Annotated in this window: 23 protein-coding genes; 10 read left to right on the top strand and 13 right to left on the bottom strand. The window is 72.0% G+C overall.

Annotated elements, in window-relative coordinates; genetic code table 11:
• Positions 1-8 precede the first annotated feature (8 nt).
• The 4 genes from HNR25_RS02945 to ctaC all read right to left on the bottom strand — a co-directional run bounded on the left by HNR25_RS02945 (position 9) and on the right by ctaC (position 4,707).
• The gene (locus tag HNR25_RS02945; RefSeq protein WP_184633208.1) at positions 9-1,352 is read right to left on the bottom strand and encodes a L,D-transpeptidase; all 1,344 of its coding nucleotides are present in this window, start codon (positions 1,350-1,352) and stop codon (positions 9-11) included.
• Positions 1,353-1,612: 260 nt separating this feature from the next.
• On the bottom strand, positions 1,613-2,038 hold the full coding sequence (locus HNR25_RS02950; RefSeq protein WP_184633209.1) for a cytochrome c oxidase subunit 4: 426 nt from the start codon (positions 2,036-2,038) through the stop codon (positions 1,613-1,615).
• Between the two features lie 15 nt (positions 2,039-2,053).
• A complete protein-coding gene (gene ctaD / locus HNR25_RS02955; RefSeq protein WP_184633210.1) occupies positions 2,054-3,727 on the bottom strand; it encodes an aa3-type cytochrome oxidase subunit I in 1,674 nt (557 codons plus the stop codon).
• Complete coding sequence (ctaC, locus tag HNR25_RS02960) at positions 3,727-4,707, bottom strand: aa3-type cytochrome oxidase subunit II (RefSeq protein WP_446696987.1); 981 nt, start codon at positions 4,705-4,707, stop codon at positions 3,727-3,729. The genes ctaD and ctaC overlap by 1 nt, the downstream gene beginning before the upstream one ends.
• Before the next feature lie 386 nt (positions 4,708-5,093).
• On the opposite strand from ctaC, the gene HNR25_RS02965 reads away from it, so the two are divergent.
• A complete protein-coding gene (locus HNR25_RS02965; RefSeq protein ID WP_184633211.1) occupies positions 5,094-5,330 on the top strand; it encodes a sulfurtransferase TusA family protein in 237 nt (78 codons plus the stop codon).
• Positions 5,331-5,696: 366 nt separating this feature from the next.
• On the opposite strand, the gene rpsD is transcribed toward HNR25_RS02965, so the two are convergent.
• Positions 5,697-6,308 (bottom strand): 30S ribosomal protein S4, encoded by a 612-nt coding sequence (gene rpsD / locus HNR25_RS02970; protein WP_184633212.1) that lies wholly within the window; start codon positions 6,306-6,308, stop codon positions 5,697-5,699.
• 347 nt (positions 6,309-6,655) lie between these two features.
• On the opposite strand from rpsD, the gene HNR25_RS02975 reads away from it, so the two are divergent.
• Positions 6,656-7,216: a hypothetical protein gene (locus HNR25_RS02975; protein ID WP_184633213.1), complete on the top strand. Its 561-nt coding sequence runs from the start codon at positions 6,656-6,658 to the stop codon at positions 7,214-7,216.
• Positions 7,217-7,528: 312 nt separating this feature from the next.
• On the opposite strand, the gene HNR25_RS02980 is transcribed toward HNR25_RS02975, so the two are convergent.
• The 7 genes from HNR25_RS02980 to HNR25_RS03010 form a co-directional block, all read right to left on the bottom strand.
• The gene (locus tag HNR25_RS02980) at positions 7,529-8,503 is read right to left on the bottom strand and encodes a carbohydrate kinase family protein (protein WP_184633214.1); all 975 of its coding nucleotides are present in this window, start codon (positions 8,501-8,503) and stop codon (positions 7,529-7,531) included.
• Positions 8,504-8,930: 427 nt separating this feature from the next.
• On the bottom strand, positions 8,931-9,281 hold the full coding sequence (locus tag HNR25_RS02985) for a HesB/IscA family protein (RefSeq protein WP_184633215.1): 351 nt from the start codon (positions 9,279-9,281) through the stop codon (positions 8,931-8,933).
• 221 nt (positions 9,282-9,502) lie between these two features.
• Positions 9,503-10,633, bottom strand: a complete 1,131-nt coding sequence (locus tag HNR25_RS02990) for a glycerate kinase family protein (RefSeq protein ID WP_184633216.1) — start codon at positions 10,631-10,633, stop codon at positions 9,503-9,505.
• Between the two features lie 151 nt (positions 10,634-10,784).
• On the bottom strand, positions 10,785-11,375 hold the full coding sequence (gene pspAB, locus HNR25_RS02995; protein WP_184633217.1) for a PspA-associated protein PspAB: 591 nt from the start codon (positions 11,373-11,375) through the stop codon (positions 10,785-10,787).
• Between the two features lie 62 nt (positions 11,376-11,437).
• Entirely contained in the window at positions 11,438-12,355 is a 918-nt protein-coding gene (htpX, locus tag HNR25_RS03000; protein WP_184633218.1) for a zinc metalloprotease HtpX, read from the bottom strand.
• A gap of 283 nt (positions 12,356-12,638) precedes the next feature.
• Entirely contained in the window at positions 12,639-12,923 is a 285-nt protein-coding gene (gene pspAA, locus HNR25_RS03005) for a PspA-associated protein PspAA (RefSeq protein ID WP_184633219.1), read from the bottom strand.
• The gene (locus HNR25_RS03010) at positions 12,920-13,711 is read right to left on the bottom strand and encodes a PspA/IM30 family protein (RefSeq protein ID WP_184633220.1); all 792 of its coding nucleotides are present in this window, start codon (positions 13,709-13,711) and stop codon (positions 12,920-12,922) included. Before HNR25_RS03010 ends, pspAA begins: the two co-directional genes overlap by 4 nt.
• Positions 13,712-13,979: 268 nt before the next feature.
• On the opposite strand from HNR25_RS03010, the gene HNR25_RS03015 reads away from it, so the two are divergent.
• Together HNR25_RS03015 and HNR25_RS03020 are read left to right on the top strand one after the other, a co-directional pair.
• Entirely contained in the window at positions 13,980-14,465 is a 486-nt protein-coding gene (locus HNR25_RS03015; RefSeq protein WP_312862324.1) for a DUF3043 domain-containing protein, read from the top strand.
• Between the two features lie 69 nt (positions 14,466-14,534).
• On the top strand, positions 14,535-15,533 hold the full coding sequence (locus HNR25_RS03020; RefSeq protein WP_184633222.1) for an aldo/keto reductase family protein: 999 nt from the start codon (positions 14,535-14,537) through the stop codon (positions 15,531-15,533).
• Positions 15,534-15,687: 154 nt separating this feature from the next.
• On the opposite strand, the gene HNR25_RS03025 is transcribed toward HNR25_RS03020, so the two are convergent.
• Positions 15,688-15,894, bottom strand: coding sequence for a hypothetical protein (locus HNR25_RS03025; RefSeq protein ID WP_184633223.1), 207 nt, complete (start codon positions 15,892-15,894; stop codon positions 15,688-15,690).
• 301 nt (positions 15,895-16,195) lie between these two features.
• Between HNR25_RS03025 and HNR25_RS03030 the strand changes: the two genes are divergently transcribed.
• From HNR25_RS03030 to HNR25_RS03055, 6 genes are all read left to right on the top strand, one after another.
• Positions 16,196-17,227: a bifunctional adenosylcobinamide kinase/adenosylcobinamide-phosphate guanylyltransferase gene (locus HNR25_RS03030; protein WP_184638747.1), complete on the top strand. Its 1,032-nt coding sequence runs from the start codon at positions 16,196-16,198 to the stop codon at positions 17,225-17,227.
• Positions 17,228-17,558: 331 nt separating this feature from the next.
• Positions 17,559-18,422: an adenosylcobinamide-GDP ribazoletransferase gene (locus tag HNR25_RS03035; RefSeq protein WP_184633224.1), complete on the top strand. Its 864-nt coding sequence runs from the start codon at positions 17,559-17,561 to the stop codon at positions 18,420-18,422.
• A gap of 467 nt (positions 18,423-18,889) precedes the next feature.
• Positions 18,890-20,395 (top strand): leucyl aminopeptidase, encoded by a 1,506-nt coding sequence (locus tag HNR25_RS03040; RefSeq protein ID WP_184633225.1) that lies wholly within the window; start codon positions 18,890-18,892, stop codon positions 20,393-20,395.
• A 132-nt stretch (positions 20,396-20,527) separates the two neighbouring features.
• On the top strand, positions 20,528-21,904 hold the full coding sequence (lpdA, locus tag HNR25_RS03045; RefSeq protein ID WP_184633226.1) for a dihydrolipoyl dehydrogenase: 1,377 nt from the start codon (positions 20,528-20,530) through the stop codon (positions 21,902-21,904).
• Positions 21,905-22,000: 96 nt separating this feature from the next.
• Positions 22,001-23,413, top strand: coding sequence for a 2-oxoglutarate dehydrogenase, E2 component, dihydrolipoamide succinyltransferase (gene sucB, locus HNR25_RS03050; RefSeq protein WP_184638749.1), 1,413 nt, complete (start codon positions 22,001-22,003; stop codon positions 23,411-23,413).
• Positions 23,414-23,744: 331 nt separating this feature from the next.
• Positions 23,745-24,635 carry a TIGR01777 family oxidoreductase gene (locus HNR25_RS03055; protein ID WP_184633227.1) on the top strand — a complete coding sequence of 297 codons (891 nt, stop codon included), beginning with the start codon at positions 23,745-23,747 and terminating at the stop codon, positions 24,633-24,635.
• The last annotated feature ends 9 nt before the right edge of the window (positions 24,636-24,644 follow it).

Consider the following 24,644-nt stretch of genomic DNA (forward strand, 5'->3'; position numbering starts at 1 on the left):
TCCGCGGGTCAGGCCTCCTCGGCGTGGACTCCGCCCGGGGTCCCCTCGCCGTCGGTGGTGTCGGCCTCGCCGGTGGCGCTGTTGGCCATCCACTCGTCCCACGGGCGCTGCCAATAGCCCCAGCCGTTGTCGACCTCCAGCTGGCGGTCGGTTCCGCTGATGACGAGCGGGTCGCCCATCAGCGACTCGTCGTAGAACCACTTGGCGTCGGCATCGCTCATGTTGGTGCAGCCGTGGCTCTCGTTGGACTGACCGAGCCGCCCGTTCCACGGCGCGGCGTGGGTGAACTCGCCGCTGTTGGAGAAGCGGACCGCGTAGTCGACGTCGAGCTTGTAGCCCTCGGGGCTGTCCACGGGGATCCCCATGGTCGAGGAGTCCATGACCAGGTCCTCGTGCTTGTCCATCGTGAGGTGGACGCCGCTGGTGGTGGTGTACTTGCGGACGTCGGCACGGCCGTTGCTGATGGGGAAGGTCTTGATGGACTCGCCGTCGCGCTCGACGGTCATCGTGTGCTCGGAGTCCGCGATGGTACTGATCTGCTCGCGGGCGACATCGAAGTCGAGCCGGTGGTTCTCGATGCCGTAGACGCCGTCGGAGGCCTCGACCCCGGCCAGTCGGAGGTCGACGGTGACGTGCTGGTAGGGCTCCCAGTACTCCTTCGGGCGGAAGACGGCGGTCTCGTCACCGAACCAGTTCCAGGCGCCGTCGACGGGGGTTTCGGAGGTGACCTCCATGGAGTTCTCCACCTGCGCCTTGTTCTCGACGGGCAGGTCGAAGTTGACGATCACCGGCATGCCCACGCCCACGCTCTGGCCGCTGGTGGGGAAGTTGGACTGCAGTTCCAGGCGTTTTCCTTCGGTGGCGGGTTCGGTGCTGAACTCGCTGGTCACCTCGGTCTGCTCGCCGTCGTCGCGCTCGGCCGCGGCAGTCACGGTCACGTCGGAACCGGGTGTGAGGTTCCAGTCGCTGACCCAGGTCGTCTCGTCGTCGCTGAGCGTTCCGGTGACCTCGGAGGCCGCGGATCCGTCTTCGGAACCGTCTCCGGAACCGGACGAGGCCGCGTCCTGGTCGGCGTCCTGCCCGGAGCCGTCGGCGGCGCCGCCCGACTGCTCGATGCGCACGTCGGTGACGGCGGCGTCGGGGGCCTCGATCGTCACGGGCGTGTTCGGGGCGACCTGCCCGGCGCCGTCCTGCGGTGAGATCCGCACCTCGACGGTGTCACCGCCGTCCCGGTCCCCGCCCGCGGACTGCGCGTCCCCGCTCTCCTGACCGGTGCAGGCCGTCGCGAGTACGAGCACCAGCCCGATCAGGCCCGCGCCCCCTGCTGCTGTCAGGCGTGCTCTGCCCTTCACCCTGCGACCTCCAGTCTGCGGCGGCTGTGCTCGGCACTGCCCGTGGCCGGGGTGCGCCAAACGGTGCCGCCGGATTGCGCTGCTCCGGTGGCGGACGACGGCCGCGGCGGTGAGCACCGGGGAACGGCACCGGCAGGGGGATGCCGACCGTCGGGAAAAAGAATAACCCCGGTGGGTGGTGGTTTCGGTAGAAACCACCCCACCGGGGGCAAGCCGGTCAGCGACGTGCGGCGCCGCCGATCACGAGCCGGGCGCGGGCGCTAGTGGCTGAATTCGCCGCGGTAGTACTCGAACACCCAGCCGATGGTCGTCAGGACGACGGCGAACCCGCCGATGAACACCATCCACCAGCCGATCGCGACCCCGACCGCCATGAAGGCCACCGCCAGCGCGACGAACAGCGGCCACCAGCTGTGCGGGCTGAAGAACCCGTACTCGCCGGAGTTCTCGGGGATCTCGCCGTCGAGGCGCTCCTCGGGGGCGAGACCGTGGTAGCGCTCGCTTCGCCGTGCCGACTGCCACAGCCAGAATCCGACCATCCAGCCGAAGAAGATCGACACGATCAACGCGACCGTTCCGGTCCACTCGATCTCGCCGTGGTCCACCCAGGACCAGTAGGCGTACATCCCGGCGACCAGCCCGAAGAAAGTCGAGACGCCCATAAACAGGTAGGCCTGCATCTTCATGGTGAGCTCGCTCCCCTACTTCGCGGCTGCGGGATCGGGCGCCGCACCGGGTGCGGCGGCGTGCGGGTGGTGGAGGTCGAAGGCCGGGCGCTCGGAGCGGATGCGCGGCAGCGAGGTGAAGTTGTGCCGCGGCGGCGGGCACGAGGTCGCCCACTCCAGCGAGCAGCCGTACCCCCACGGGTCGTCGACCTCCACCGGGACGGCGTTGCGGTGCGTCACCCACATGTTCCAGAAGAAGATCAGCGTGGACGCGCCGAGCACGAACGAGCTGACCGAGGAGACGATGTTGAGCGCGGTGAAGCCGTCCGAGGGCAGGTAGTCGGCGTAGCGGCGCGGGAAGCCCTCGGCACCCAGCCAGTGCTGGACCAGGAAGGTCCCGTGGAACCCGAGGAACAGCACCCAGAAGTGGGCCTTGCCCAGCGCTTCGTTGAGCATCTTCCCGGTGAACTTGGGCCACCAGAAGTAGAAGCCGGCGAACATGGCGAACACGACGGTGCCGAACACCACGTAGTGGAAGTGGGCCACCACGAAGTAGGAGTCGGTGACGTGGAAGTCGATCGGCGGCGAGGCCAGCAGCACGCCGGTGAGCCCGCCGAACAGGAACGTCACCAGGAAGCCGACGGTGAACAGCATCGGGGTGTCGAAGACCAGCTGGCCGCGCCACATCGTGCCGATCCAGTTGAAGAACTTCACGCCGGTGGGCACCGCGATGAGGAACGACATGAACGAGAAGAACGGCAGCAGCACCGCGCCGGTGGGGAACATGTGGTGGGCCCACACGGTCACCGACAGGCCGGTGATGGCGATGGTGGCCGCCACGAGGCTCTTGTAGCCGAAGATCGGCTTGCGGCTGAAGACCGCCAGGACCTCGGTCGCGATACCGAAGAACGGCAGCGCGATGATGTAGACCTCCGGGTGCCCGAAGAACCAGAACAGGTGCTGCCAGAGGATGGCGCCGCCGTGGGCCGCGTCGAAGACGTGGGTGCCGATCATTCGGTCGGCGCCCAGCGCGACCAGGGCCGCGGTCAGCACCGGGAAGGCGATCAGCACCAGCACGCTGGTGAGCAGGCCGTTCCAGCAGAAGATCGGCATACGGAACATCGTCATGCCGGGCGCACGCATGCACAGGCCGGTGGTGATGAAGTTGACGGCGCTGAGGATGGTGCCCAGACCGCTCACGACCAGGCCCAGGATCCACAGGTCGCCGCCGAGGCCGGGCGAGCGCACCGCGTCCGAAAGCGGCGTGTAGGCGAACCAGCCGAAGCTGGCCGCACCGCCGGGGGTGAGGAACCCGCCGACCACGATGAGGCCGCCGAACAGGAACAGGTAGTACCCGAGCAGGTTCATACGCGGGAACGCCACGTCGGGCGCTCCGATCTGCAACGGCATGATGATGTTGGTGAACCCGACGAACAGCGGGGTCGCGAACAACAGCAGCATGATCGTGCCGTGCATCGTGAACAGCTGGTTGAACTGCTCGTGGCTGACCACCTGCATACCCGGCCACAGCAGCTCGGCGCGCATCACCAGGGCGAGGATGCCGCCCAGGATGAAGAAGCCGAACGACGTGATCAGGTACATGTACCCGATGACCTTGTGGTCGGTCGACGACAGCCAGTTGACGATGATCGAACCCTTGCGCGTGCTCGCGGGCTCGACCGCTTCGGGGGTCTGCGTCACTGTCGCCATCAGCGGCCTGCCTCCTCGTTCGCCGGGGCGGGCGCGCCGGCGTCGTCGGCCGGGGCCGGCCGCTCGTCGCCGACCGCCCCGTCCTCGGGGCTCTCGCCCTCGGAACCGGCCGTGTCGGCGTCGGGGGTCTGCTGTCCCGACTCCTCCCCCGGCTGCTCACCGGTGTCCTGCTGCTGTGCCTGGGCCTCCTGCTCGGCCACCCAGGCGTCGTAGTCGTCGGGTTCCATCACCTCGACGTCGAAGAGCATCCGCGCGTGGTCGACGCCGCACAGTTCGGCGCAGCGGCCCGCGTAGGTACCCGCGGTGCCTTCCTCGACCTTGACCTGGAACTCGTTGTCCTGGCCGGGGATGACGTCCATCTTGAAGGCGAACGCGGGAATCCAGAACGAGTGGATGACGTCGGGCGAGGTGAGGTCGAAGTGCACGACGTCGCCCTCGCGCAGCACCAGCGTGGGCCGCTGCTCGGGTGTGCCGGCCGCGGAGAACCGGGTCTGGGGATCCCCGTCGGAGTCGGCGTAGGACTCGTCGAGGTAGTTGAACTGCCAACTCCATTGGAAGGCGACCACCTCGACGTAGGTGTCGGCCTCTTCCTCGGTGGACATCAGGGCTGTCTGATCACGCGCGGTGAAGTAGAACAGCACCGCGATGATCACGATCGGCAGAACGGTGTAGAGGGCCTCGATGGGCATGTTGTAGCGCACCTGCGGCGGAAGCTGCTCGGAACGCTTGCGGTGGAAGATGATCGACCAGATGATCAGTCCCCACACGAGAATGCCGACCGCGAACGCCGCCACCCATGAACCCTGCCAGAGCGTGAGGACGCGGTGGCCCTGTTCGGTGATCGGCTCCGGCACGCCCAAACGAGTGAACTCGTTCGACGCGCAGCCGGTCGCGGCCAGGCCCAGCGCGGCGAGCGCGGCGCCGCGCGGTGCCCATCGGCGCAGCGCGTGGCGCCGATTCGTATGGCGGGTCGGACTCACGGATTGCCTTCCCAGCGGTGATGCCCGCGACGTCGCGGGCGGTCGTGTTCCTAAGCTTTTCGGGGGAAACACTAGCGCGATCCGCCCGGCCCCCGGTTGCGGGGCATGCCTGATCAGCGTGTTGGCCATGCGCCCGCGCGCGAGCCCGGCCGTGCACGTGCCCTACCGCCCGTCCGCCCCGGCGGCGGATGGCGGGCGCGCGGACGGATCGGCGTGTTCGCCCTGCCCGCCGCGTCGACCGCCGGCGCCCGGGGTCTCCGGTCGGGTCGTCGCACGCGGGCTAAGGCGAGAGTACCGCTGGATTTACCGGCCTCTTAACCGGGTGCCGGTTAAGAGGCCTGCGAGGGTGACAATGGGGAGCACGCGCGAGGACGAGAGGAGCTCCGTTGGCCGAGGAGCCGTTGGTGACCGTCGAGGCCGTCGGTCGCAAGTGCCCGATCCCGATCATCATGCTCGCCGGGCGGATCCGCGAGGTCCCGATCGGGTCGGTGATCGCCGTCACGGCCGACGACCCCGCGGCGCGTACCGACATCCCGTCCTGGTGCCGGATGAAGATGCAGGAGTTCGTCGCGGAGGTGCCGCTGGAGCAGGGCAGCGCCTTCCACATCCGGCGGATGTACTGAACCGGTGCGCTGCCGCGGCTTCCCTCGCGGCGCGCGCCCGCCGACGTCTATCGACCGCGCACCCGGAAACGAGGGGCGACCTCGCGATAGGCGAGCCGGCCGCTCAAGGCCAGCAACGCGATACCGATTCCCGCCATCATCCACTCGGGGCAGGACCATCGCGGTCTGCTGAACGCGGACACACGGGATCGCCGGGATCGGCCGGATCATAGGCCACTCACCACGGCCTCGGCACGGCCGGTATAGCCGGCGTTTCCCGCCGGACTTGGGAGCGCTCCCAGCCGCGGGGCCGCCCGGATGCCGAAACGAGCGGGCCGTGCGCCCCGGAGGGTCGCACGGCCCGCTCAGGCACGCGAAGCGCTGCGGCTAGCGCGCGTAGTACTCGACGACGAGCTGCTCGTCGAAGGGCACCGGAACCTGCTCGCGCTTGGGGCGGTCGACGACCGCCACGCGCAGGTCCTTGTGGCTCACGGCGAGGTAGCCGGCGGTCTTGTCGTCGGCGTGCACGCCCTCGGAGGCCTCGACGAACGGGACCATCTGGCGGGACTTCTCCCGCACACCGATGACCTGGCCGGACTTGACCTGGTACGACGGGATGTCGACCTTCTTGCCGTCCACGGTGATGTGGCCGTGGTTGATGTACTGGCGCGCCGCGTAGATCGACGGCGCCAGCCCGGAGCGCAGCACGATCGAAACGAGCCGCGTCTCCAGCTCGGCGATGAGCTCCTCGCCGGTACGCCCGGGGCGCTTGCGAGCCGTCTCGTAGGAGCGGGCCAGCTGCTTCTCGGAAAGGTCGTAGTACCAGCGCAGCTTCTGCTTCTCCGCCTGGCGGACCGCGTAGTCGCTGGTCGAGCGGCGAACTCGGCGACCGTGCTCACCCGGGGGGTAGGGCCGCTTCTCGAAGTAGCTGACCGCCTTACGGGTCAGCGGGGTACCCGCGCGCCGGGACAACCGCACCTTAGGTCCGGTGTAGCGCATTCACGTCCTCCGTCTATGAGTGCTTGCGAAAAGCGGGAGTCCTAGGTAAGGCTTGCCTAAGTCTAGGAGGTGTCATGCGACAACCCAGCCCGTCCGAAACCGAACGGATCCGCTCCCTTGCCGCCACGGCGACCCCCACCGCAGCGGCGTTGGCAGACAATCCCGCGACGTGTTTCAACGCACGCGGGGCGGTCGATCACGCCGGCCGCGTACTCCTGTGGGTCGCGGACCTCCACCCGCTGCACGAGGCGGTGCGGGAGGGGCGGCGCACAGATCACGGCCCGGGGGTCGATATCGATCTGTCCGCGCTTCGGCGTGTGGGTCGCATCTCTACTGTACGCGCTCGCATGTGGTGCCAGGGCAGCCTGGAAGAGGTCCCCGCCGCCGACCGGCGCTCAGCCGCCCTGGCCGTATGGGAACGCGACCCCGACGAGGCACTGCTCGCCGCCGCCGCACGGCGCCGCGAACCCGGTTCTCCCGTGCTCCTGCGCGCGACGGTGCACCGGGTGATCTATCACACCTACGACGCCGCCGGGATGATCGAGGGCTCGGATTTCGCACTCGCCCGCCCGCACCCCGGGACCGTACCGGCCGAGGAGATCATCGAGCGGGTCAACGACCGCTACCGCGACGAGCTCACCCGCGCCGTGCAGCGCCTGCCGCACGCGCCCCGCGGAGCGGCGTGGCTGTGGGAGCTCGATCCGCACGGCGCCACCGTGTGGATCGGCGCGCCGGAGGGCACCGGCACGTCCCTGGTGCGGGTCCCCTGGAACCGCCCGGCCGAGGGCGCCTGCCAACTGGAGCGCGCGCTGTTCGACTTCCTCACCGGAGACGGCCCGGGGCAGGACGGGCGTCCGGCACCCGAGCGGCACCACCGCTGCCGGAGAGGACGGGCCCCCGGCGGCTGAAAGCTCGGTGCCGACCTTCCGCGGTGCGCAGTTCCCGGGCCGGGAGCCGGTCGCGGCCCGGGGCGCGCCGCGGGAGACCCGGAATCCCCGGAGGCGGCCCCGCCCCTCGGCCGCGGTCGCTTCCGCATCCGTGCAGGACCGGGCCGTGCACGGCCGGATGCCCGACGGTCGCTGCGGCCGCCGGGAAACGGAAAGGGGCCTCCCCGGCGTGAGTCGCGAGCGGGCCGAGACGCCCGCGACCCTCCGCCGAGAAGGCCCGTCCACCGAATGCGCCGCACGGGGCGGCGCCGGTGGGCCTGTACCCCCCGGGGCTCAGGACAGGTGCGGCTTGACCTCGCGCGCGCTGTCCTCGCCGTAGGAGGCGGTGATCTTGTCGAGCAGGCTGGACGCGGTCAGCTTGTACTCCTGCGGACCGTTGACCCCGAGGCAGTGCACCGCGATGCAGTTGCCGATCTGGGCGGCGAGCTCCAGCGAGAGCCCCCAGGACAGCCCCGCCAGGAAGCCGGCGCGGAAAGCGTCGCCGACGCCGGTCGGGTCGGCCTTCTCGTCGACCACGGCCGGGCCGACGTTGACCGACGGCTCACCCTTGCGGTCGATACGCACGCCCTTGGCGCCCAGCGTCGTGACGCGCGTGCCCACGCGGTCGAGGATCTCGTCCTCGCTCCAGCCGGTCTTCTGCTCGCAGAGGGCCTTCTCGTACTCGTTGGTGAACAGGTACGTGGCGCCCTCGATCAGCTCCCGCACCTGCTCGCCGTCCATGAAGGCCAGCTGCTGGGACGGGTCGGCGGCGAAGGCGATACCGCGGTCGCGGCACTCCTGGCTGTGGCGCGTCATGGCGCCGGGGTCGTTGGCGCTGATGAGCACCAGGTCGTAGCCGCCGACGCCGTCGGAGAGCGGCTTGAGCTCGATGTTGCTCGCCTCGGCCATCGCGCCGGGGTAGAACGACGCGATCTGGTTGTGGTCGTTGTCGGTGGTGCAGACGAAGCGCGCCGTGTGGCGGAGCTCGGAGATGTGCACGCCGGTGGCATCCACCCCGTGGCGCTCCAGCCAGGCGCGGTATTCGTCGAAGTCGGCCCCGGCGGCACCCACGAGGTAGGGACTCAGGCCCAGGACCCCCATGGCGAAGGTGATGTTGGGGGCGCAGCCGCCGCGCCGCACCTCAAGCTCGTCCACCAGGAACGACAGCGACACCTGCTCGAGCTGTTCGGCGATGAGTTGTTCGGAGAACCGTCCGTCGAAGGTCATCAGGTGGTCGGTGGCGATCGATCCGGTAACCGCGATGCGCACTGCAGAGGGCTCCTTGAGTCGGGGAGAATGGACGGTTCTCAAGCCTACCGATGCCGGATTCGTCCGAAGAAGGCACCCGCGACGGGGATGCGTTTTCCCTGGTCAGAGTGGGTCTACTAGCGGACGTTTCCGCTCCGGACCGCCATCGCGGCGGGAACGGGAGAATTGCGCCCGGCACCGCCGACGCACGACGAAAACCGATTCGGCATTGTTCCGCCACACGCTTTCCGTTCCGCTATACGCTTTCCTCGGCGCATCTCCGCGCCGCCGCGGACTCCGGGGAACGCGCCCGCACAGGACTGCGGTCGCCCCGCACACGCCGAGGGTCCGCGCTCCCTTGCGGGGCGCGGACCCTCGGACGGTCTGCGGGCGTTGCGCGACCGCGCCCCGCCCGGCACTCGGGGACGGCGGCCGGCGGCACTCGTCTCTAGTGGAACGAGTCGCCGCAGGCGCAGGAGCCCGTGGCGTTGGGGTTGTCGATCGTGAAGCCCTGCTTCTCGATCGTGTCGACGAAGTCGATAGTGGCGCCCACGAGGTAGGGGGCGCTCATCCGGTCGCTGACGACCTCGACACCGGAGAAGTCGCGAACGACATCGCCGTCGAGCTCGCGCTCGTCGAAGAACAGCTGGTAGCGGAGCCCCGAGCAGCCGCCGGGCTGCACAGCGACACGAAGCCGCAGGTCGGTGCGCCCTTCCTGCTCCAAGAGACCCTGGACCTTGCTCGACGCCGTCTCCGTCAGGATGATGCCCTGCGCGGGGGCCTCGCTCTGAACCGTCATCTGCTAGCTCCTCCGTTAAAGCGTGGCGGCCGCCACTGGCACTGGTCGACCCGAACGGTCAACGCCCGCGGCCGCTTCTGCATTCCTGCCCGTGGCGGGGACGCGCAATGCTGCTGCCGTCCAGACTAGGTGCTCGTCGGGGCCGCCGCCATCCTCGCGACCGGCGACGACCCCCGCGGGCCGGCCGGGACGGGGCCGGACCGCACCCGCCGCGGCGCGGATCACCGGGCGGCGTCGGCCGAACGGGCGCGCCCGCCGGACCAGCGCCGGGCGACGTTCGCGGCGAGCGCGCGCAACTGCGCGGCGGAATCGTTCAGCGCGGCCTCGGTGGAGCCCGCCGCCTCCACCAGGGAGTAGGTCTCGCAGATGCCGGCGGCCGCGGCCTCCCGGCGGCCCACGGCCACGGCCCCGGCCAGGACCACGCAGGCCACCCCCTGGTCGGCGGCCGCCTGCGCCACGCCGTGCGGGAGCTTGCCGCGCAGCGACTGGGTGTCGAACGAGCCCTCGCCGGTGACCACCAGATCGGCCGATGCGACGTCCTCGGCCAGCCCCACGGCTCCCAGCACGCGGGCCACACCGGACTCCACAGCGCCGCCGAGCAGCAGCATGCCGTAGCCCAGACCGCCGGCCGCGCCCGCCCCGGCCTCCTCGCCCAGACCGCCGGGGTCGGTGGCCTCGGCGAAGGCGCCCAACGCGGTGTCCAGGCGCTGCACCTGATCGGCGTCGGCGCCCTTCTGCGGTCCGAAGACGGCGCTGGCGCCCTGCAGCCCCAGCAGCGGGTTGTCGACGTCGGTGGCGGCGATGAGGGAGACGCCGCGCACGGCCGTGCGCGCGGCCGTGAGGTCGACGGGCGCCGGCAGCGCGCTCAGCGCCGCGCCGCCGCTACCGAGCGCGTCAGCGGGTTCGGCGCCCAGCGCGGCGAGCATGCCGGCGCCGCCGTCGTTGGAGGAGCTGCCGCCCAGGCCCACGACGACGCTGCGCGCTCCCGCGGCCGCAGCGTGGGCGATGAGTTCGCCCACACCCCGGCTGGTGGTCGCGCCGGGGTCGCGCCGCTCCGGGGGCACCAGGTGCAGGCCGCAGACCTGGGCGCTCTCGATGTAGGCGGTGGCGCCCGACATCAGATACCGAGCCGGAACGGGCCCGCCGAGCGGGCCGGTGGCTTCGGTCTCGTGCAGTGTGCCCCCGAGAGCGGTGTGCAGGACTTCGACGAACCCGGGGCCGCCGTCGGACAGGGGAAGCAGCCGGGTCCGGGCGCCGGGGTCGGCCCAACGCCACCCCTCGGCCACGGCTTCGGCCGCCTCGACTGCGCTGAGGGTGCCGGCGAACTTGTCTACAGCTATGACGATACGCACCCGACCAGTGTGCCGTCGGCCACGCTGCGCCCGCCAGACCGGGGGCGGCCTGTGTGCTCCGCACGTCGCGGGGTTCGGGCCGGATCCGAGCGCGCCGGTTCCGGCGGAGAACCCGCGACGGACCGTCCGGGCTCCGCGGGGGCTCTCCCGCTCACAAGCCCGGCGCTCCGTAGACGGGGAACCAGCGCGCCTTGTCGTCCTCCACAGCCAGGTCGCGGCCCACGGCCGACTCGACCTGCAGTTCCAATGCGTTGTCGCGGCGCTGGCCGGGCAAGGGCGCGAACGGATAGAACGTGCCGCGCTTGTAGAGGTACACGAGCGCTACACGCCGGCCGCCGCCGTCGTCGAAGGCGACCAGCGAGCACAGCAGCGAGGGCCCGAAGCCGTGCGCCTCCAAGGAGGAGTTGACGGCGTGGATGTCGGTGACCAGCTCGCTGATGCCTCCGGTGGAGGGGTCGGCCGGTTGGGCGGGCGCTTCCAGCACCAGCCAGGTGTAGCCGTATTCGTCGGTGGTCGCCTCGACCCGGGGACCGCCGCCGGTGTTGAGCAGCTCGGTCACGCTCTGCTGCAGTTCGTCGAAGGCGCGGCCCTCGGCGGGGCGAAAGGCCACCGACCCGGTTCCGGTGGGCTGCAGTCCCGCCGTGGCCTGCAGCGTGACGGCCGCCGAGGGCAGACCGAACAGGGCGTCGAGGTCGGGCTGGGCCGGCTTGGAGCGCCCCAGCAGGGCGCGCAGGAAACTCATGGCGAAGGTCCTCCCCGTGTTCGGCTGTGCGGTGCGGTAGGCGCGGCTCGGCACCGGCCGCCTCAGGTGCCGGAGCCCAGCTGCCGGGAGATGTCGGAGAGCTGGGCCAAGCGCTGCTCGACGGGCGGGTGGGTGGAGAAGAGCCGGCTGAGGCTGAAGCCCTTCTTGGCGACCGCGGGAGTGAAGAAGAAGGCGTTGAACGGTTCGGCCTTGCGCAGGTCGTTGCTGGGGATGCGGGCCATGTCCCCGCTGATCTTGGTCAGTGCGCTGCCCAGCGAAGAGGGGCGGCCCGTCAGGTAGGCGGCCGCGCGGTCGGCCGAGAGCTCGCGGTAGCGCGACAGCACCCGGGTCAGCAGGAAGCTCAGCCCCCACACGACGGCGCTGATCACGACGACCGCCAGGGCCACGACCGCGGGGGCGGGCCCGTTGTTGTTGCGGGCGCCGCCGCTGAACAGTGCGAAACGCAGCCCCATCTGGGTCAGGAAACCGGCGATGATGCCCAGGAATCCGGCGATGGTCATGACCATCACGTCGCGGTGGGCCACGTGCGAGAGCTCGTGGGCGAGCACGGCCTCCAGCTCGGCGTTGTCCAGGCGGCGCATGATGCCGGTGGTGGCGCAGATGACCGCGTTCTTCCGGTTGTGGCCGGTGGCGAAGGCGTTGGGGACGTCGGTGCGGGCGACGGCGACCTTGGGCTTGGGCATGTCGGCCATCGCGCACATGCGGTCGACGACGGCGTGCAGCTCCGGAGCCTCCTCGGGCGAGACGACGCGGGCGCCCATGGAGAACACGGCGATCTTGTCGGAGGCGAAGTACTGGAAGGCCGCGACGCCGACCACCACCAGCACCAGCAGCCACAGCGGCATGCCCGCCAGGTACAGGGCTGCGACGAACGCTACGTAGAGGATCCCCAGCAGGGACATGGTGGCGACCATGCGGGCGGTCAGCCCGCGGTCGGTGCGGAATTTCGAACCAGCCACTGCGGCACCCCTTCGTCCGCTTGCACGGTTCGGCCCCGGCGGCGGCCGGGCCCGCCGGCCGGTGCGCGGCGCCGGTGCGCAACCCGGGTCGATCGGCCGGACACCTGCAGTCTAGCCAGCTCGGCGCACGTGCCGCCGTCCCTGCGGACACGGCGCGCCGCCTCGGGGCGGGTCCCGGCGGAGCCGGTGCCCGCCCCCCGGAAGACGCCGATGGCCGCCGCGCAGGGCGCGGCGGCCATCGCACAGCCGGGCGGGAGACGATGCGGGAAGGGCGCTCCCGGGCTCAGGTGAGGTCGGGAATGAGCCCTTCGTCACCGAGCATGGTGCGGACCTCGTCCATGCCCGCGTCGGCATGGGGAAGGATGAACTGCGACGGCTCCAGCGAATCCGGGGGCAGCGGCTTGCCGTCCTGGCGGACGCGTGCGAGCAGGTCCCGCAGCGCTTCGCGGAAGACGTCCTCGCTCCCGGACTCGATGGCTTCTTCGAGTGTGCGGTCGAACTGGTTGAGCAGGTCGAGGTCGGCGTCGGAGAGGTCGAGCTGGCCCTCGCCCATGATGCGGACGATCATGCTCCCTCCCCCTGACGGTAGGACTGGGTCTGGCCGCCGTTGGCTCCGGCTCCGCCCTCTTCGATCTGACCCGTGGAGGACGACGAGCCCTGGCCGAGCTCGCGCTTCATGCGCTCCAGCTCGCTCTCGACGCCGGTGGTGCTGGCCAACTGGTCGAGCTCGGACTGGATGTCGTCCTTGGAGCTGCCGGTGACGTCGTCGAGCGCGCCCGACTCCAGGAGTTCGTCGACCGCGCCGGCGCGGGCCTGCATCTCGGAGGTCTTGTCCTCGGCGCGCTGCACGGCCATGCCGACGTCGCCCATCTCCTCGGAAATGCCGGAGAAGGCCTCGCTGATCTGGGTCTGGGCCTGAGCAGCGGTATAGGTGGCCTTGATGGTCTCCTTGCGGGTGCGGAAGGAGTCGACCTTGGCCTGGAGGCGCTGGGCGGCCAGGGTCAGCTTCTGCTCCTCGCCCTGGAGCTGCTCGTGCTGCTGGTGCAGGCCGTCGATCTGCGACTGCAGACCCGAGCGGCGGGTGAGCGCCTCGCGGGCGAGGTCCTCGCGGCCCTGCTCCAGCGCTTGGCGGCTCTGGGTCTCCAGCTTGCCGGACTGCTGCTCCAGCTGCTGCACCTGCAACTCGACCCGCTTGCGCGACGTCGCGACGTCTGCCACGCCGCGCCGGACCTTCTGCAGCAGTTCCAGCTGCTTCTGGTAGGAGTAGTCGAGGGTTTCGCGCGGGTCCTCGACCGAGTCCAGGGCCTTGCTCGCCTTGGACTTGAACATCATGGAAAGTCGCTGAAACACGCTCATCGGCGTGGCCGTCCCCTTCTCGGTCCGTGTATCGGCTGTTCCCGGCGGGCGCTGCATCCAACCCTACGCTCTCGGGCGGTGGGTCGCCATGAAGCTCGGACCGGCTACCCTGGTAGACGTGTTCCGACGTCGCTCCGTTCCCGCATCCGAAGATCCGGCCGCGTCCGGCCCTGCCGCTTCTGGGGCCACCCAACCTAAGGGATATACCCCCAAGAAGGGCTCGCCAACGCCCAAGCGCCGTGAGTCCGAGCCTGCGCTGCGCCGACCGGTGAGTGCGCCGCAGACCCGCAAAGAGGCCTACCGGGCCTACCGCGAGCGCCGCGCGCGCGAGGCGGGCCCGGGCAACAACAAGCGCCAAGGCGGGGGGCCGCAGGCCGAGGACCGCAACTTCCGCCCGCAGGACCACGGGCCCGTCCGCGCGTACGCGCGCGATGTCGTCGACGCCCGGCGCAGCGTCAGCGAGTTCTTCCTCTACTTCTCGATCGCCGTCATCCTGCTGCTGTTCCTGCCCATCCCCGAGTTCCAGGTCGTCGTCACCTACGTGATCTGGCCGGCCATGATGGTCACGATCATCGCCGAGGGCATCTACATCGCCCGCAGCGTCAAGCGCCGGGCGGGCGAACTGTTCCCCGGCGACTCCACCGTGCGGGGCGTGGGCTGGTACGCCGCGGTGCGCCAGCTGCAGGTCCGTCGGCTGCGGCTGCCCAAACCCAAGGTCAAACCCGGCCAGGCCGTGCCCCGGCCCCGCAGCTGATTCCGCGGACCGTCGGCGCGCCCGGAGCCGCGGGCGCGCCGACCCCCGGCCCGTCGTAGGCTGCTCCGCATGGAATTCCGGCATCTTGGAAGCAGCGGACTGGTCGTCAGCGCGATCGCGTACGGGAACTGGATCACCCACGGCTCCCAGATCGAGGAGGAGTCCGCCACCGCGTGCGTGCACGCGGCGCTGGGCGAAGGCATCACGACCTTCGACACCGCCGACGTCTACGCCCAAGGGCGGGCCGAGGAGGTCCTGGGACGCGCGCTGAAGGGCGAGCGCCGGGACGGCTTGGAGATCCTCTCCAAAGTCTACTGGCCGATGGGTCCGGGCAAGAACGATCGCGGGCTGTCCCGCAAGCACATCGTCCGCGGATGCGAGGACTCGCTGCGGCGACTGGGCACCGACTACCTGGACCTCTACCAGGCGCACCGGTTCGACTACGAAACCCCGCTGGAGGAGACCCTGCGGGCTTTCGACGACCTGGTGCGCCAAGGCAAGGTCTGCTACATCGGCGTTTCGGAGTGGCGGGCCGAGGAGATCGAGCGCGCACTGGAGCTCGCTCGGGAGATGGGGCTGGACCGGATCGTGTCGAACCAGCCGCAGTACAGCATGCTGTGGCGGGCGATCGAGCCCGAGGTGGTTCCGGCCTCCCGGCGCGGCGGTCTGGGCCAGATCGTGTTCTCACCCATCGCCCAGGGCGTACTCACCGGCAAGTACCGGCCCGGTCAGGACGCCCCGGCGGGGTCGCGCGCCACGGACGAGACCGGCGGCAGGTTCATCAGCCGCTTCCTGGAGGACGACGTGCTGGAGCGCGTCCAGCGGCTGCAGCCCCTCGCCGCGGAGGCCGGCCTGAGCATGGGCCAGCTGGCGGTGGCCTGGGTGCTGCAGAACGACGACGTCTCCTCGGCGATCATCGGCGCCTCGCGCCCGGAGCAGGTGCGGGACAACGCCGCGGCGGCGGGCGTGCGGCTCGACGACGACCTGATGCGCAGCATCGACGAGATCCTCGGCGACGCCGTCCGCCGCGATCCGTCCCTGACGGTCAGCCCCGCCCAACGGCCGTGACCGGCGCCGGTCGAACCGATCCGGCGGCGCCCCGGAGCCGTGGGAGCGCACCCGCGGCCCCGGGGCCGCGGCGGGGCGGATCCTGCTCCCGGCGGCGGTCCGCCCGCTTCGCCCGCGGGCGAAGCGGGCGGCCGCGCTCGCGGGGCGCCGTGCTTCAGGCGGGGTCGTCCAGGCTCATCGAGTACACCGGGCGGTCGTCCTCGAGCAGAGTGACGCGGGAGGCGCCCCCGTCGACCAGGTCGCGCCAGTTCTCCCCCAGCCAGCTTTCGGCGTCGCCGCGCGACGAGAACTGCTCGCCCGGCAGGGCGCCGTCCTCCAGAGGCCGACCGTGCTCGGTCTCATACCGCCAACTCCAGGCCATATGCCGCCCTTTCCCATCGCCGACTCGTTCTGCGCGCTCCGGCACAGGCACCGGAGGCGCGCCCCGAGCATAGGCTGTGCCCGCCGACCGGATCCGGCCCGGCACGCGCCTCCGCCTTCTGGGGCGGCGTCGCCGACTCGCCCGGGGGGGGCGCTCCGGTCGTCCCCGACCCCGATGCTGTTGACTGGCCACCGTGCGACTCCGACTCTCCGGCACCTCAGGCCCCGAAGGATGGCCCGCTCCCCGCTGCCGCTGCGCTTCGTGCAACCGGGCCGCCGACAACCGCCGCGTTCCGCTGCGGATCACCGTCGACGACGTGCTCACTCTGCGCGAGCCCGGAGCGGACGCGGTCTCCGCTCCCCCCTCCGGCTACACGGTGGAGGTGACGCCCTACGGCACCCGGGTCGAGGGCCCCGGCGGCGGGCGCCTCCTGCTCGCCCGGCCCGACGCTCCGGCCGACCCGCCCGCGCCCGGCGGCGCGGACGCCGACGGACCGGGCGAGGACTCCGATTCCCGCGCGTCCGGGGACGGCCCGGATCCCGGAGCACCCCGCCACCGGGTCGACGTGGCGATCGTCGACGTCGGCGCGTCACCGGCCGCGATCGGCGCGCTGCGCCGCGCCGGGGCGGTCGCCAAGTCCACGGCCGTCCTCGCCGTCGGCGGCGACCACCGCGTGCACTCGCCCGCGGAGTTCGACCGCCGCGCCCGGCTGTGGGGCGCCTCGGCACCCTCCGACGGCCAGGAGCTGTGGTGCCCGCCCTCCGCCTGGCCGCCCGAGCGCGCGCACGGGCCGCACCGCGTCCTGGTGACCGGCGGCGCCCGCTCCGGCAAGTCGGCCGAGGCCGAACGGCGCCTGCTGGGCGAGGCCGAGGTCACCTACCTGGCCACCGGCCCCTCCCCCGCCGGCGACGCGGCCGACGAGCAGTGGGCCCGCCGGGTCGAACAGCACCGCGCCCGGCGCCCGTCGTGGTGGAAGACCGAAGAGTCGCCCGACGCCGCCGCGGTACTGCGCGAAGCCCGGGGCGCCGTTCTGTTCGACTGCGTGGGCACGTGGCTGGCCGGCGCGATGGAGGACTGCGGCTTGTGGCAGGAGCGGCCTCCCGCCGACGCCGAAGACCGGCTCCAGGCGCGGTTGGACGAACTGCTCCAGGTGTGGCGGCAGTGCCCGGCCTACGTCGTCGCGGTGACCAACGAGGTCGGCTCGGGCGTGGTGCCGCCGACCGTGAGCGGCGGCCTCTTCCGCGACTGGCTGGGCCGGGCCAACCAGCTCCTGGCGGCCGAGTCCGAAGAAGTCGTTCTGGCAACGGCGGGCCGCGTACTGGAGCTGCACTAGTCCGCCCGGGACCTGCCACCGCGGCGAACTGCGGCGAGGGGCGTGGGCGTGGGCGCGGGCGCGGGCGCGTGCTGTCCGGTGCCGCCGAGCCCACGCCGGGATCCGGAACGGGAGTCGGCCCGGAGCCGCCCCGGGCGGCGGTGCCGCGCAGCGGGAGCGGGGCGCCCGGGGCCCCGCGGCACAGGCCCGGCCCTTCGCGCCGCACGGCCCCGTCGCCGCGGTCTCCCCGGCGGGTCGCCCCGGCGCCCCCGGAGGGTTCCCGGTTCCGGGCGCACACCGGTCGGCGGGGCGGGGTCCGAGCTCCGCCCCTCATCCACGAAAGGCGATCCCTATGCCCTCTGCAGACGATCCCGGCTCCGCGGACGACCCGCGCCGCGGCTCGGACGGCGAACGGGCCGGCGGCGGCCGGCTGCGCGACTGCCTCGACGGGCTGCGCATGGCCGCGGGCACGCTGACGGCGGTGCCGGTCGCGGCGCCGCGGGTCGACCGCACCGCTGCGCGCTGGGCCATGGTGTCGGCGCCGCTCGTCGGCGCGCTGCTGGGAGCCGCCGGCGCGGCCGTTCTGGTGTTGGCGGCGGCCGCCGGCCTGCCGGGTTTCCTGGCGGGCATCGCGGCCGTGGGGGCGCTGGCGCTGCTGACCCGCGGACTGCACCTGGACGGGTTGGCCGATCTCGCCGACGGCCTGGGCAGCGGCCGCCCGCCCGAGCAGGCCGTGGAGGTGATGCGGCGCTCGGACATCGGGCCGTTCGGCGTGATCACCCTCGTACTCGTGCTGGCCGCCCAGGCCGCGGCACTCGGCGCGATCGCCGGCGCCTCTCCGGCGGCCGCGGCCGCGGCCCTGGTCGCCGCCGCCGCGACCGGCCGTTTGGCCATCACCTGGGCGTGCACCCCGCGGGTGCCCCCCGCCCGCCCCGAGGGGCTCGGCGCGTTCGTATCCGGAACGGTTCCCTACCGGGCCGCGGGCGCGGCGACGGGGGCGGTCCTCCTGGCGGCCGCCGCGGCCGGGTTCGCCACGGGCGGCGGCCCGTTCGCGCTGTGGTGCGCCGCCGCGGCCGCCGCAGGGCTGGGCGCCGCCGCCGCACTGCTGGCCCGCGCGGTCGCCCGCACCGGCGGCATCACCGGCGACACGCTCGGCGCCCTGTCCGAAACGGCGACCACCGCGGTCCTGGTGGTCGCCGCCGCCGGCGCGGCCTGAGCACGCCGGCCGCACCCGCCTTCCGGTGCCGCCGCCCGCTCACCCCGCCGGCGGGCTACCGACGAGTAGGGCTTGTTGGCATCGTCACATTTGTTCACAGCGCCTGCTGTGCGCCGCTCCAGCGCACCCGACCGCGCCGGTTCCGCCCTCAGTCCACCGGGCGACCTGCGCTTTTCCGCCTCGGCCGCGGCGTCGCAGCGGGCGGGCGGCTCCGCCCCGGCGGCCCGTGCGCCGGGCCGCCGCCGCTTCGGCCGAGCCGCAGGTGAGCGGTGTCCGGGGGCCACCGCGCCGACTTCACCGGACGGGGCCCGCGTCGGAGCGGTTCCAGGCCGGTCCGCGGCCTCCGCGCTCCCCACCCGACGGGCCGGCTCCGCCCGGGCGCCGACCGGCGCGATCGTCGTCCGCATGCGCGGCCGCGCCGCGGGCCAGGTGCCCGGGGGCACGTCACAAGAGCTAGCATCGGGGACGTGAGCACGTCGTTGTCAGTAAATACGGAATCCCCCGCCTCTCTCGACGTCGACGCGGTGGTGGTGGGCTACCATCCGGCGGACGACGGGCCCCGGCCCGCGTCCGGCGCCGACACCGTCGACGCCGCCTTCCCCGGCGGCCTTGGCGCGACCCTGTCGCTGCTCGGCGCCACGGGCGCCGCCGAGGAGGTGCGCAGCGTCCCCAGCCAGGGCGCGGTGACCGCACCGGTGGTGATCGCGGTCGGCCTCGGCGCACCCCCGGGCTCCGGCGAATCCCCCGACCCCGACGCCGTCGCGCGCGCCGCGGGCGCGGCCCTGCGTTCGCGCGGGACCGGCCAGTCCCGCATCGCCCTGGCGCTGCCCGCCGACACCCCCGAACTGGTGCAGGCGGCGGCACTGGGCGCCCTGCTGGGCGACTACTCCTTCGTCCGCTACCGCACCGATGAGAACGCCCGCACCCCCGCCGACGAACTGCTGGTGACCGGCACCACCGCGGGAGCGCAGGAGGCCGCCGAGCGCGCCGCCACCCTCGCCGACGGCGTGGGCCTCACCCGCGACCTGGTCAACACGGCCCCCGCCGACCTGGTGCCCGAGGACCTCGCGGAGATCGCGTCCGAGGTCGCGCGCGACGAAGGCCTGGGTGTGGAGGTCCTCGACGAGACCGCACTGGCCGAAGGCGGCTACGGCGGCCTCGTCGGTGTCGGCCAGGGCTCCGACAACCCGCCGCGACTGGTCCGCCTGGAGTACAGCCACCCCGAGGCGAGCCGCACTGTCGCGTTCGTGGGCAAGGGCATCACCTTCGACTCCGGCGGCCTGTCGCTGAAGCCCGCCTCCGGCATGGACTGGATGAAGTCCGACATGGGCGGAGCCGCAGCGGTGCTGGGCGCCATGCGCGCCATCGCGCGGCTTCAGCCGTCCGTCAACGCGGTGGCCTACCTCGCCATCGCCGAGAACATGCCCGGCGGAAGCGCCCAGCGCCCCTCCGACGTGCTGACGATCTACGGCGGCACGACCGTCGAGGTGCTCAACACCGACGCCGAGGGCCGCCTGGTGATGGCCGACGCGCTCGTGCGCGCGCACGAGGACGCGCCCGACCTGATCGTGGACGTCGCCACCCTCACCGGGGCACAGCTGGTCGCCCTGGGCACCCGGGTCTTCGGCGTCATGGCCAACGACGACGGCGTACGCGAGGGCGTCGTGGCCGCCGCCACCGCCGCCGGGGAACAGTCCTGGCCCATGCCGCTGCCCCCGGAACTGCGCCAGGGCCTGGACTCCTCCGTCGCCGACATCGCCAACGTGGCCGGCGAACGCTGGGGCGGGATGCTCAGCGCGGGCCTCTTCCTCAAGGAGTTCATCCAAGACGGCACGCACTGGGCCCACATCGACATCGCCGGACCGTCCTTCAACCAGGGCGGCCCCTTCGGGTACACACCCAAGGGGGGCACCGGTGCCGCCACCCGCACCCTGGTGCGGATCGCGGAGAACCACGCAGCGCGCGGGGACTGACGCCAGAGCCGGCCCGCGGCCTCGGCACGCCCCGACGAAAAGACAGCGGTGTCCGGGCGCCACCCCGCCCGGCCCCGCGGACGCGTCCGATCCAGACGAACATTCACATCCACATCAAGGAGTGTCCTTCCCGTGAGTGAGAACGGCGGCACCTTCGACCTGGTGATCCTGGGAGCCGGCAGCGGTGGCTACGCCGCCGCCATCCGCGCCTCCGAGCTGGGCATGAAGGTCGCCCTGATCGAGAAGAACAAGCTCGGGGGCACGTGCCTGCACGTCGGCTGCATCCCCACCAAGGCGCTGCTGCACTCGGCCGAGGTCGCCGACGCCGCGCGGGACAGCGAGACCTTCGGTGTCAAAGCGACCTTCGACGGCATCGACATGGCGGGCGTCAACGCCTACAAGGACAAGGTCGTCTCCCGCATGTTCAAGGGGCTGACCGGCCTGATCAAGGCCCACGGCATCACCGTGGTCGAGGGCGAGGGCCGTCTCACCGGGCGCGACCGGGTGACGGTCGGCGACACCGTCTACACGGGCGCCAACATCCTGCTGGCCAGCGGATCCAAGCCCAAGACGCTCGGTCTGGACATCGACGGCGAGAAGGTCATCACCAGCGAGCACGCCCTGGAGATGCAGAACGTCCCCGAGTCGGTCGTGGTGCTGGGCGGCGGCGTGATCGGCGTCGAGTTCGCCAGCGTGTACCGCTCCTACGGCGCCGAGGTCACCATCGTCGAGGCGCTTCCGCACCTGCTCCCGCTGGAGGACGAGTCCACCTCCAAGCAGTTGGAGCGGGCGTTCCGCAAGCGCGGCATCAAGTACGAGCTCAACACCCCGTTCGAGAGCGTCAAAACCACCGACTCCGGCGTCAGCGTCAGCCTGCAGGGCGGCAAGGCGCTGGAGGCCGAGACCATGCTGGTGGCCATCGGCCGCGCTCCGGTCTCGGACGGCCTCGGCTACGAGGACAACGGCGTCGAGATGGAGCGCGGCTTCGTCAAGGTCGACGAGAACATGCACACCGGCGTGGGCAACATCTACGCCGTGGGCGATCTGATCCCGACGCTGCAGCTGGCACACGCCGGCTTCGCCGAAGGCATCTACGTCGCCGAGCAGATCGCCGGGCTCAACCCGCCGGCGATCGACTACGACGGTGTCCCGCGCATCACCTACTCCGAGCCCGAGGTCGCCTCCGTCGGCCTGACCTCGGCCACGGCCCAGGAGCGCGGCTACGAGACCGTCGAGATCGACTACAACCTCGGCGGCAACGGCAAGAGCCAGATCCTGCAGACGCAGGGCTCGATCAAGGTCATCGCGCAGAAGGACGGTCCGGTCCTGGGCGTGCACATGATCGGCTCCCGCGTGGGCGAGCTGACCGCGGAAGGGCAGCTGATCTACAACTGGGAGGCGCTTCCCTCCGAAGTGGCCCAGCTCGTGCACCCTCACCCCACGCAGTCCGAGGCGATCGGCGAGGCCCATCTGGCACTGGCCGGAAAGCCGCTGCACGTTCACGAGTAGGCGATCGCGGGGCGGGCCGGGGCTCGCCCCGCTTTTTCGTCGTTTCCCCGCGTTCCGCACGTCCACTTAAGAGGAACCATGCCGACTTCCGTAACAATGCCCGAGCTGGGCGAAAGCGTCACCGAGGGCACAGTCACCCAGTGGCTGAAGCAGGAGGGCGACCGCGTCGAGGCCGACGAGCCCCTCCTGGAGGTGGCGACCGACAAGGTCGACACCGAGATCCCCGCCCCAGCGGCGGGGGTGCTGTCCAGGATTCTCGTCTCCGAGGACGAGACCGTGGGGATCGGCGCGGAGATCGCGGTCATCGGCGGGGAGGACGAGGCCGCCGGCGGTGGCGGCGGGCAGGCCGAGGCGCCCGCGGCCGAGGCGCCTGCCGCCGAGCCCCGAGAGCAGGCGCCGGCGCCGGCGCCGGAACCCGAGCCCGCCCCGCAGCCGCAGGCCGCCGCCCCGGCGGAGCCCGATCCCGAACCCGCGCCCACGTCCCAGCCGCGCCCCAGCCGCGAGGACGTCACCCCTCCGGTGGATGTGGAGACCGTCAGCGGCACCGGCCGCTCCGCCGACACCGACGCCGTCACCGAAGCCTACGTGACCCCGCTGGTGCGCAAGCTCGCCGCCGAGGAGGGCGTGGACCTCGGCACGGTGCAGGGAACCGGTGTCGGCGGCCGCATCCGCAAGCAGGACGTGCAGGAAGCCGCCGCCCGCAAGCGCCGCGGCGGGCAGGCCGGCGGCGGTGGCGGGCGGGCGCCCGCGCCCGCCCGCCGCCCCGTGGTCGCCGACACCAAGCTGCGCGGCACCACCGAGACCATGTCGCGGCTGCGCCAGACCATCGCCGACCAGATGGCGGAGTCCCTGCGGATCTCGGCCGAGGTCACGCAGGTGGTCGAGGTCGACGTCACCGACATCGCCCGCCTGCGCGACCGCGCGGCCGCGCAGTTCGAGGAGCGCGAGGGCGTGGAGCTGGGCTTCTTCCCGTTCTTCGCGCTGGCCACGGTCGAGGCGCTCAAGGCCCACCCCAAGCTCAACGCGGTCATCAACAGCGCCGACTACGAGGTCACCTACCACAGCCTCGAAAACCTCGGTATCTCGGTGGACACCGATCCGGGACTGCTCGTACCGGTGGTCAAGGACGCCGGCGACCTCAACCTCGGCGGTCTGGCGCGCAAGATCGCCGATCTGACCGAACGGGCGCACACCGGCAGCCTCAACCCCGACGAGCTGAGCGGCGGCACGTTCACGCTGGCCGACACCGGTGCAGTGGGGGCGCTGTTCGACACCCCCATCATCAACCAGCCGCAGGTGGGCATCCTCAGCACCGGTGCAGTCGTCAAGCGCCCCGTCGTGGTCGACGATCCCGAACTGGGCGAGGTCATCGCGGTGCGGTCGATGATGTACCTGGCGCTGACCCACGACCACCGGCTGATCGACAGCGCCGACGCGGCGCGGTTCCTGCAGGACCTGCGCGCGCGCCTGGAAGAGGGCGCGTTCGAGGCCGAGGTCGGGTTGGCCTGACGCAGCTGCCCGGCAGCGACGCGGAAAGCGGACGGGGCGGTACCCGGAATCGGGTACCGCCCCGCTTTTACCCCACCATTCACCATCCCCCTGGTGATCCCCATCACCAAAGGTCTGCGCCGCGGCGCTCGACACGAGCGCCGCTCACTGCGGAACACCCGGTTACGTAGTGTCCTGCCGTGCTGACACTACGGTATCGGCGTCCGAGGTGCCACCGCAGCCGATTGGCGGAAACCGGCCACGCCGGTTGCACGGCGTTAGCGGGGCGGCCCCGGACGCGGCGCCCGGATCCTCTGGCGTGCCGGCCGCCCGGTCGGGTAGAGAGTGCGGCATGCGAGTCGCGATCACCGGAGCCTCCGGGCTCGTCGGATCCGCCCTGGCGGACTCCCTGTCCGAGGACGGCCACGGGGTGGTGCGCGTCGTCCGGCGCCCCGCACGCAGCTCGGACGAAGCCGAGTGGCGCCCGGACGAGGGCTACCTCGACACCGGCCGCCTCGCCGGCGCGGACGCGGTCGTGCACCTGGCCGGCCAACCGATCGGGCCGGCCCGCTGGACGCGCCGCTACCGGCGCGGGCTGTGGGACAGCCGGGTGCCGGCCACGCGGGGTCTGGCCGCCGCGCTGGCCGGGATGGAGGCCCCGCCCCCGCGGCTGGTGTCGGGCTCTGCCGTGGGCTTCTACGGCGATACCGGCGACCGGACCGCCGGCGAGGACGCCCCGCGCGGCGACGGCTTCCTGGCCGAACTGGTGGCCGCTTGGGAGGGCGCCACCGCCCCCGCCGAAGAGGCGGGGATCCCGGTGGTCCACGCGCGCACCGGAATCGTGCTCGCGCGTTCGGGCGGACTGCTGGGCACGGTGCTGCCGATGTTCCGGCTCGGGCTGGGCGCCCGGCTGGGCAGCGGCCGCCAGTACATCTCCTGGATCGCGCTGGCCGACGAGGTCGCAGCGCTGCGGTTCCTGCTGGAGCGCCCCGGCATCACGGGCCCGGTGAACCTGGTCGCGCCCGATCCGGTCACCAACGCCGAATACACCCGGCAGGTGGCGCGGGCGGTGCACCGGCCCGCCGTCCTGGCGGTTCCGGGATTCGCGATGCGGGCGGCACTGGGCGGTTTCGCCGACGAGGCGGCGCTCGTCAGTCAGCGGGCCGCGCCCGAACGCCTCCGGAGTGCGGGCTATTCCTTCCTCCGCCCGGAGCTGTCCGGTGCCCTATCCGACATCGCCTAAGCCATACCC

The organism is Streptomonospora salina, assembly GCF_014204715.1.
In the GTDB taxonomy this organism is placed as follows: domain Bacteria; phylum Actinomycetota; class Actinomycetes; order Streptosporangiales; family Streptosporangiaceae; genus Streptomonospora; species Streptomonospora salina.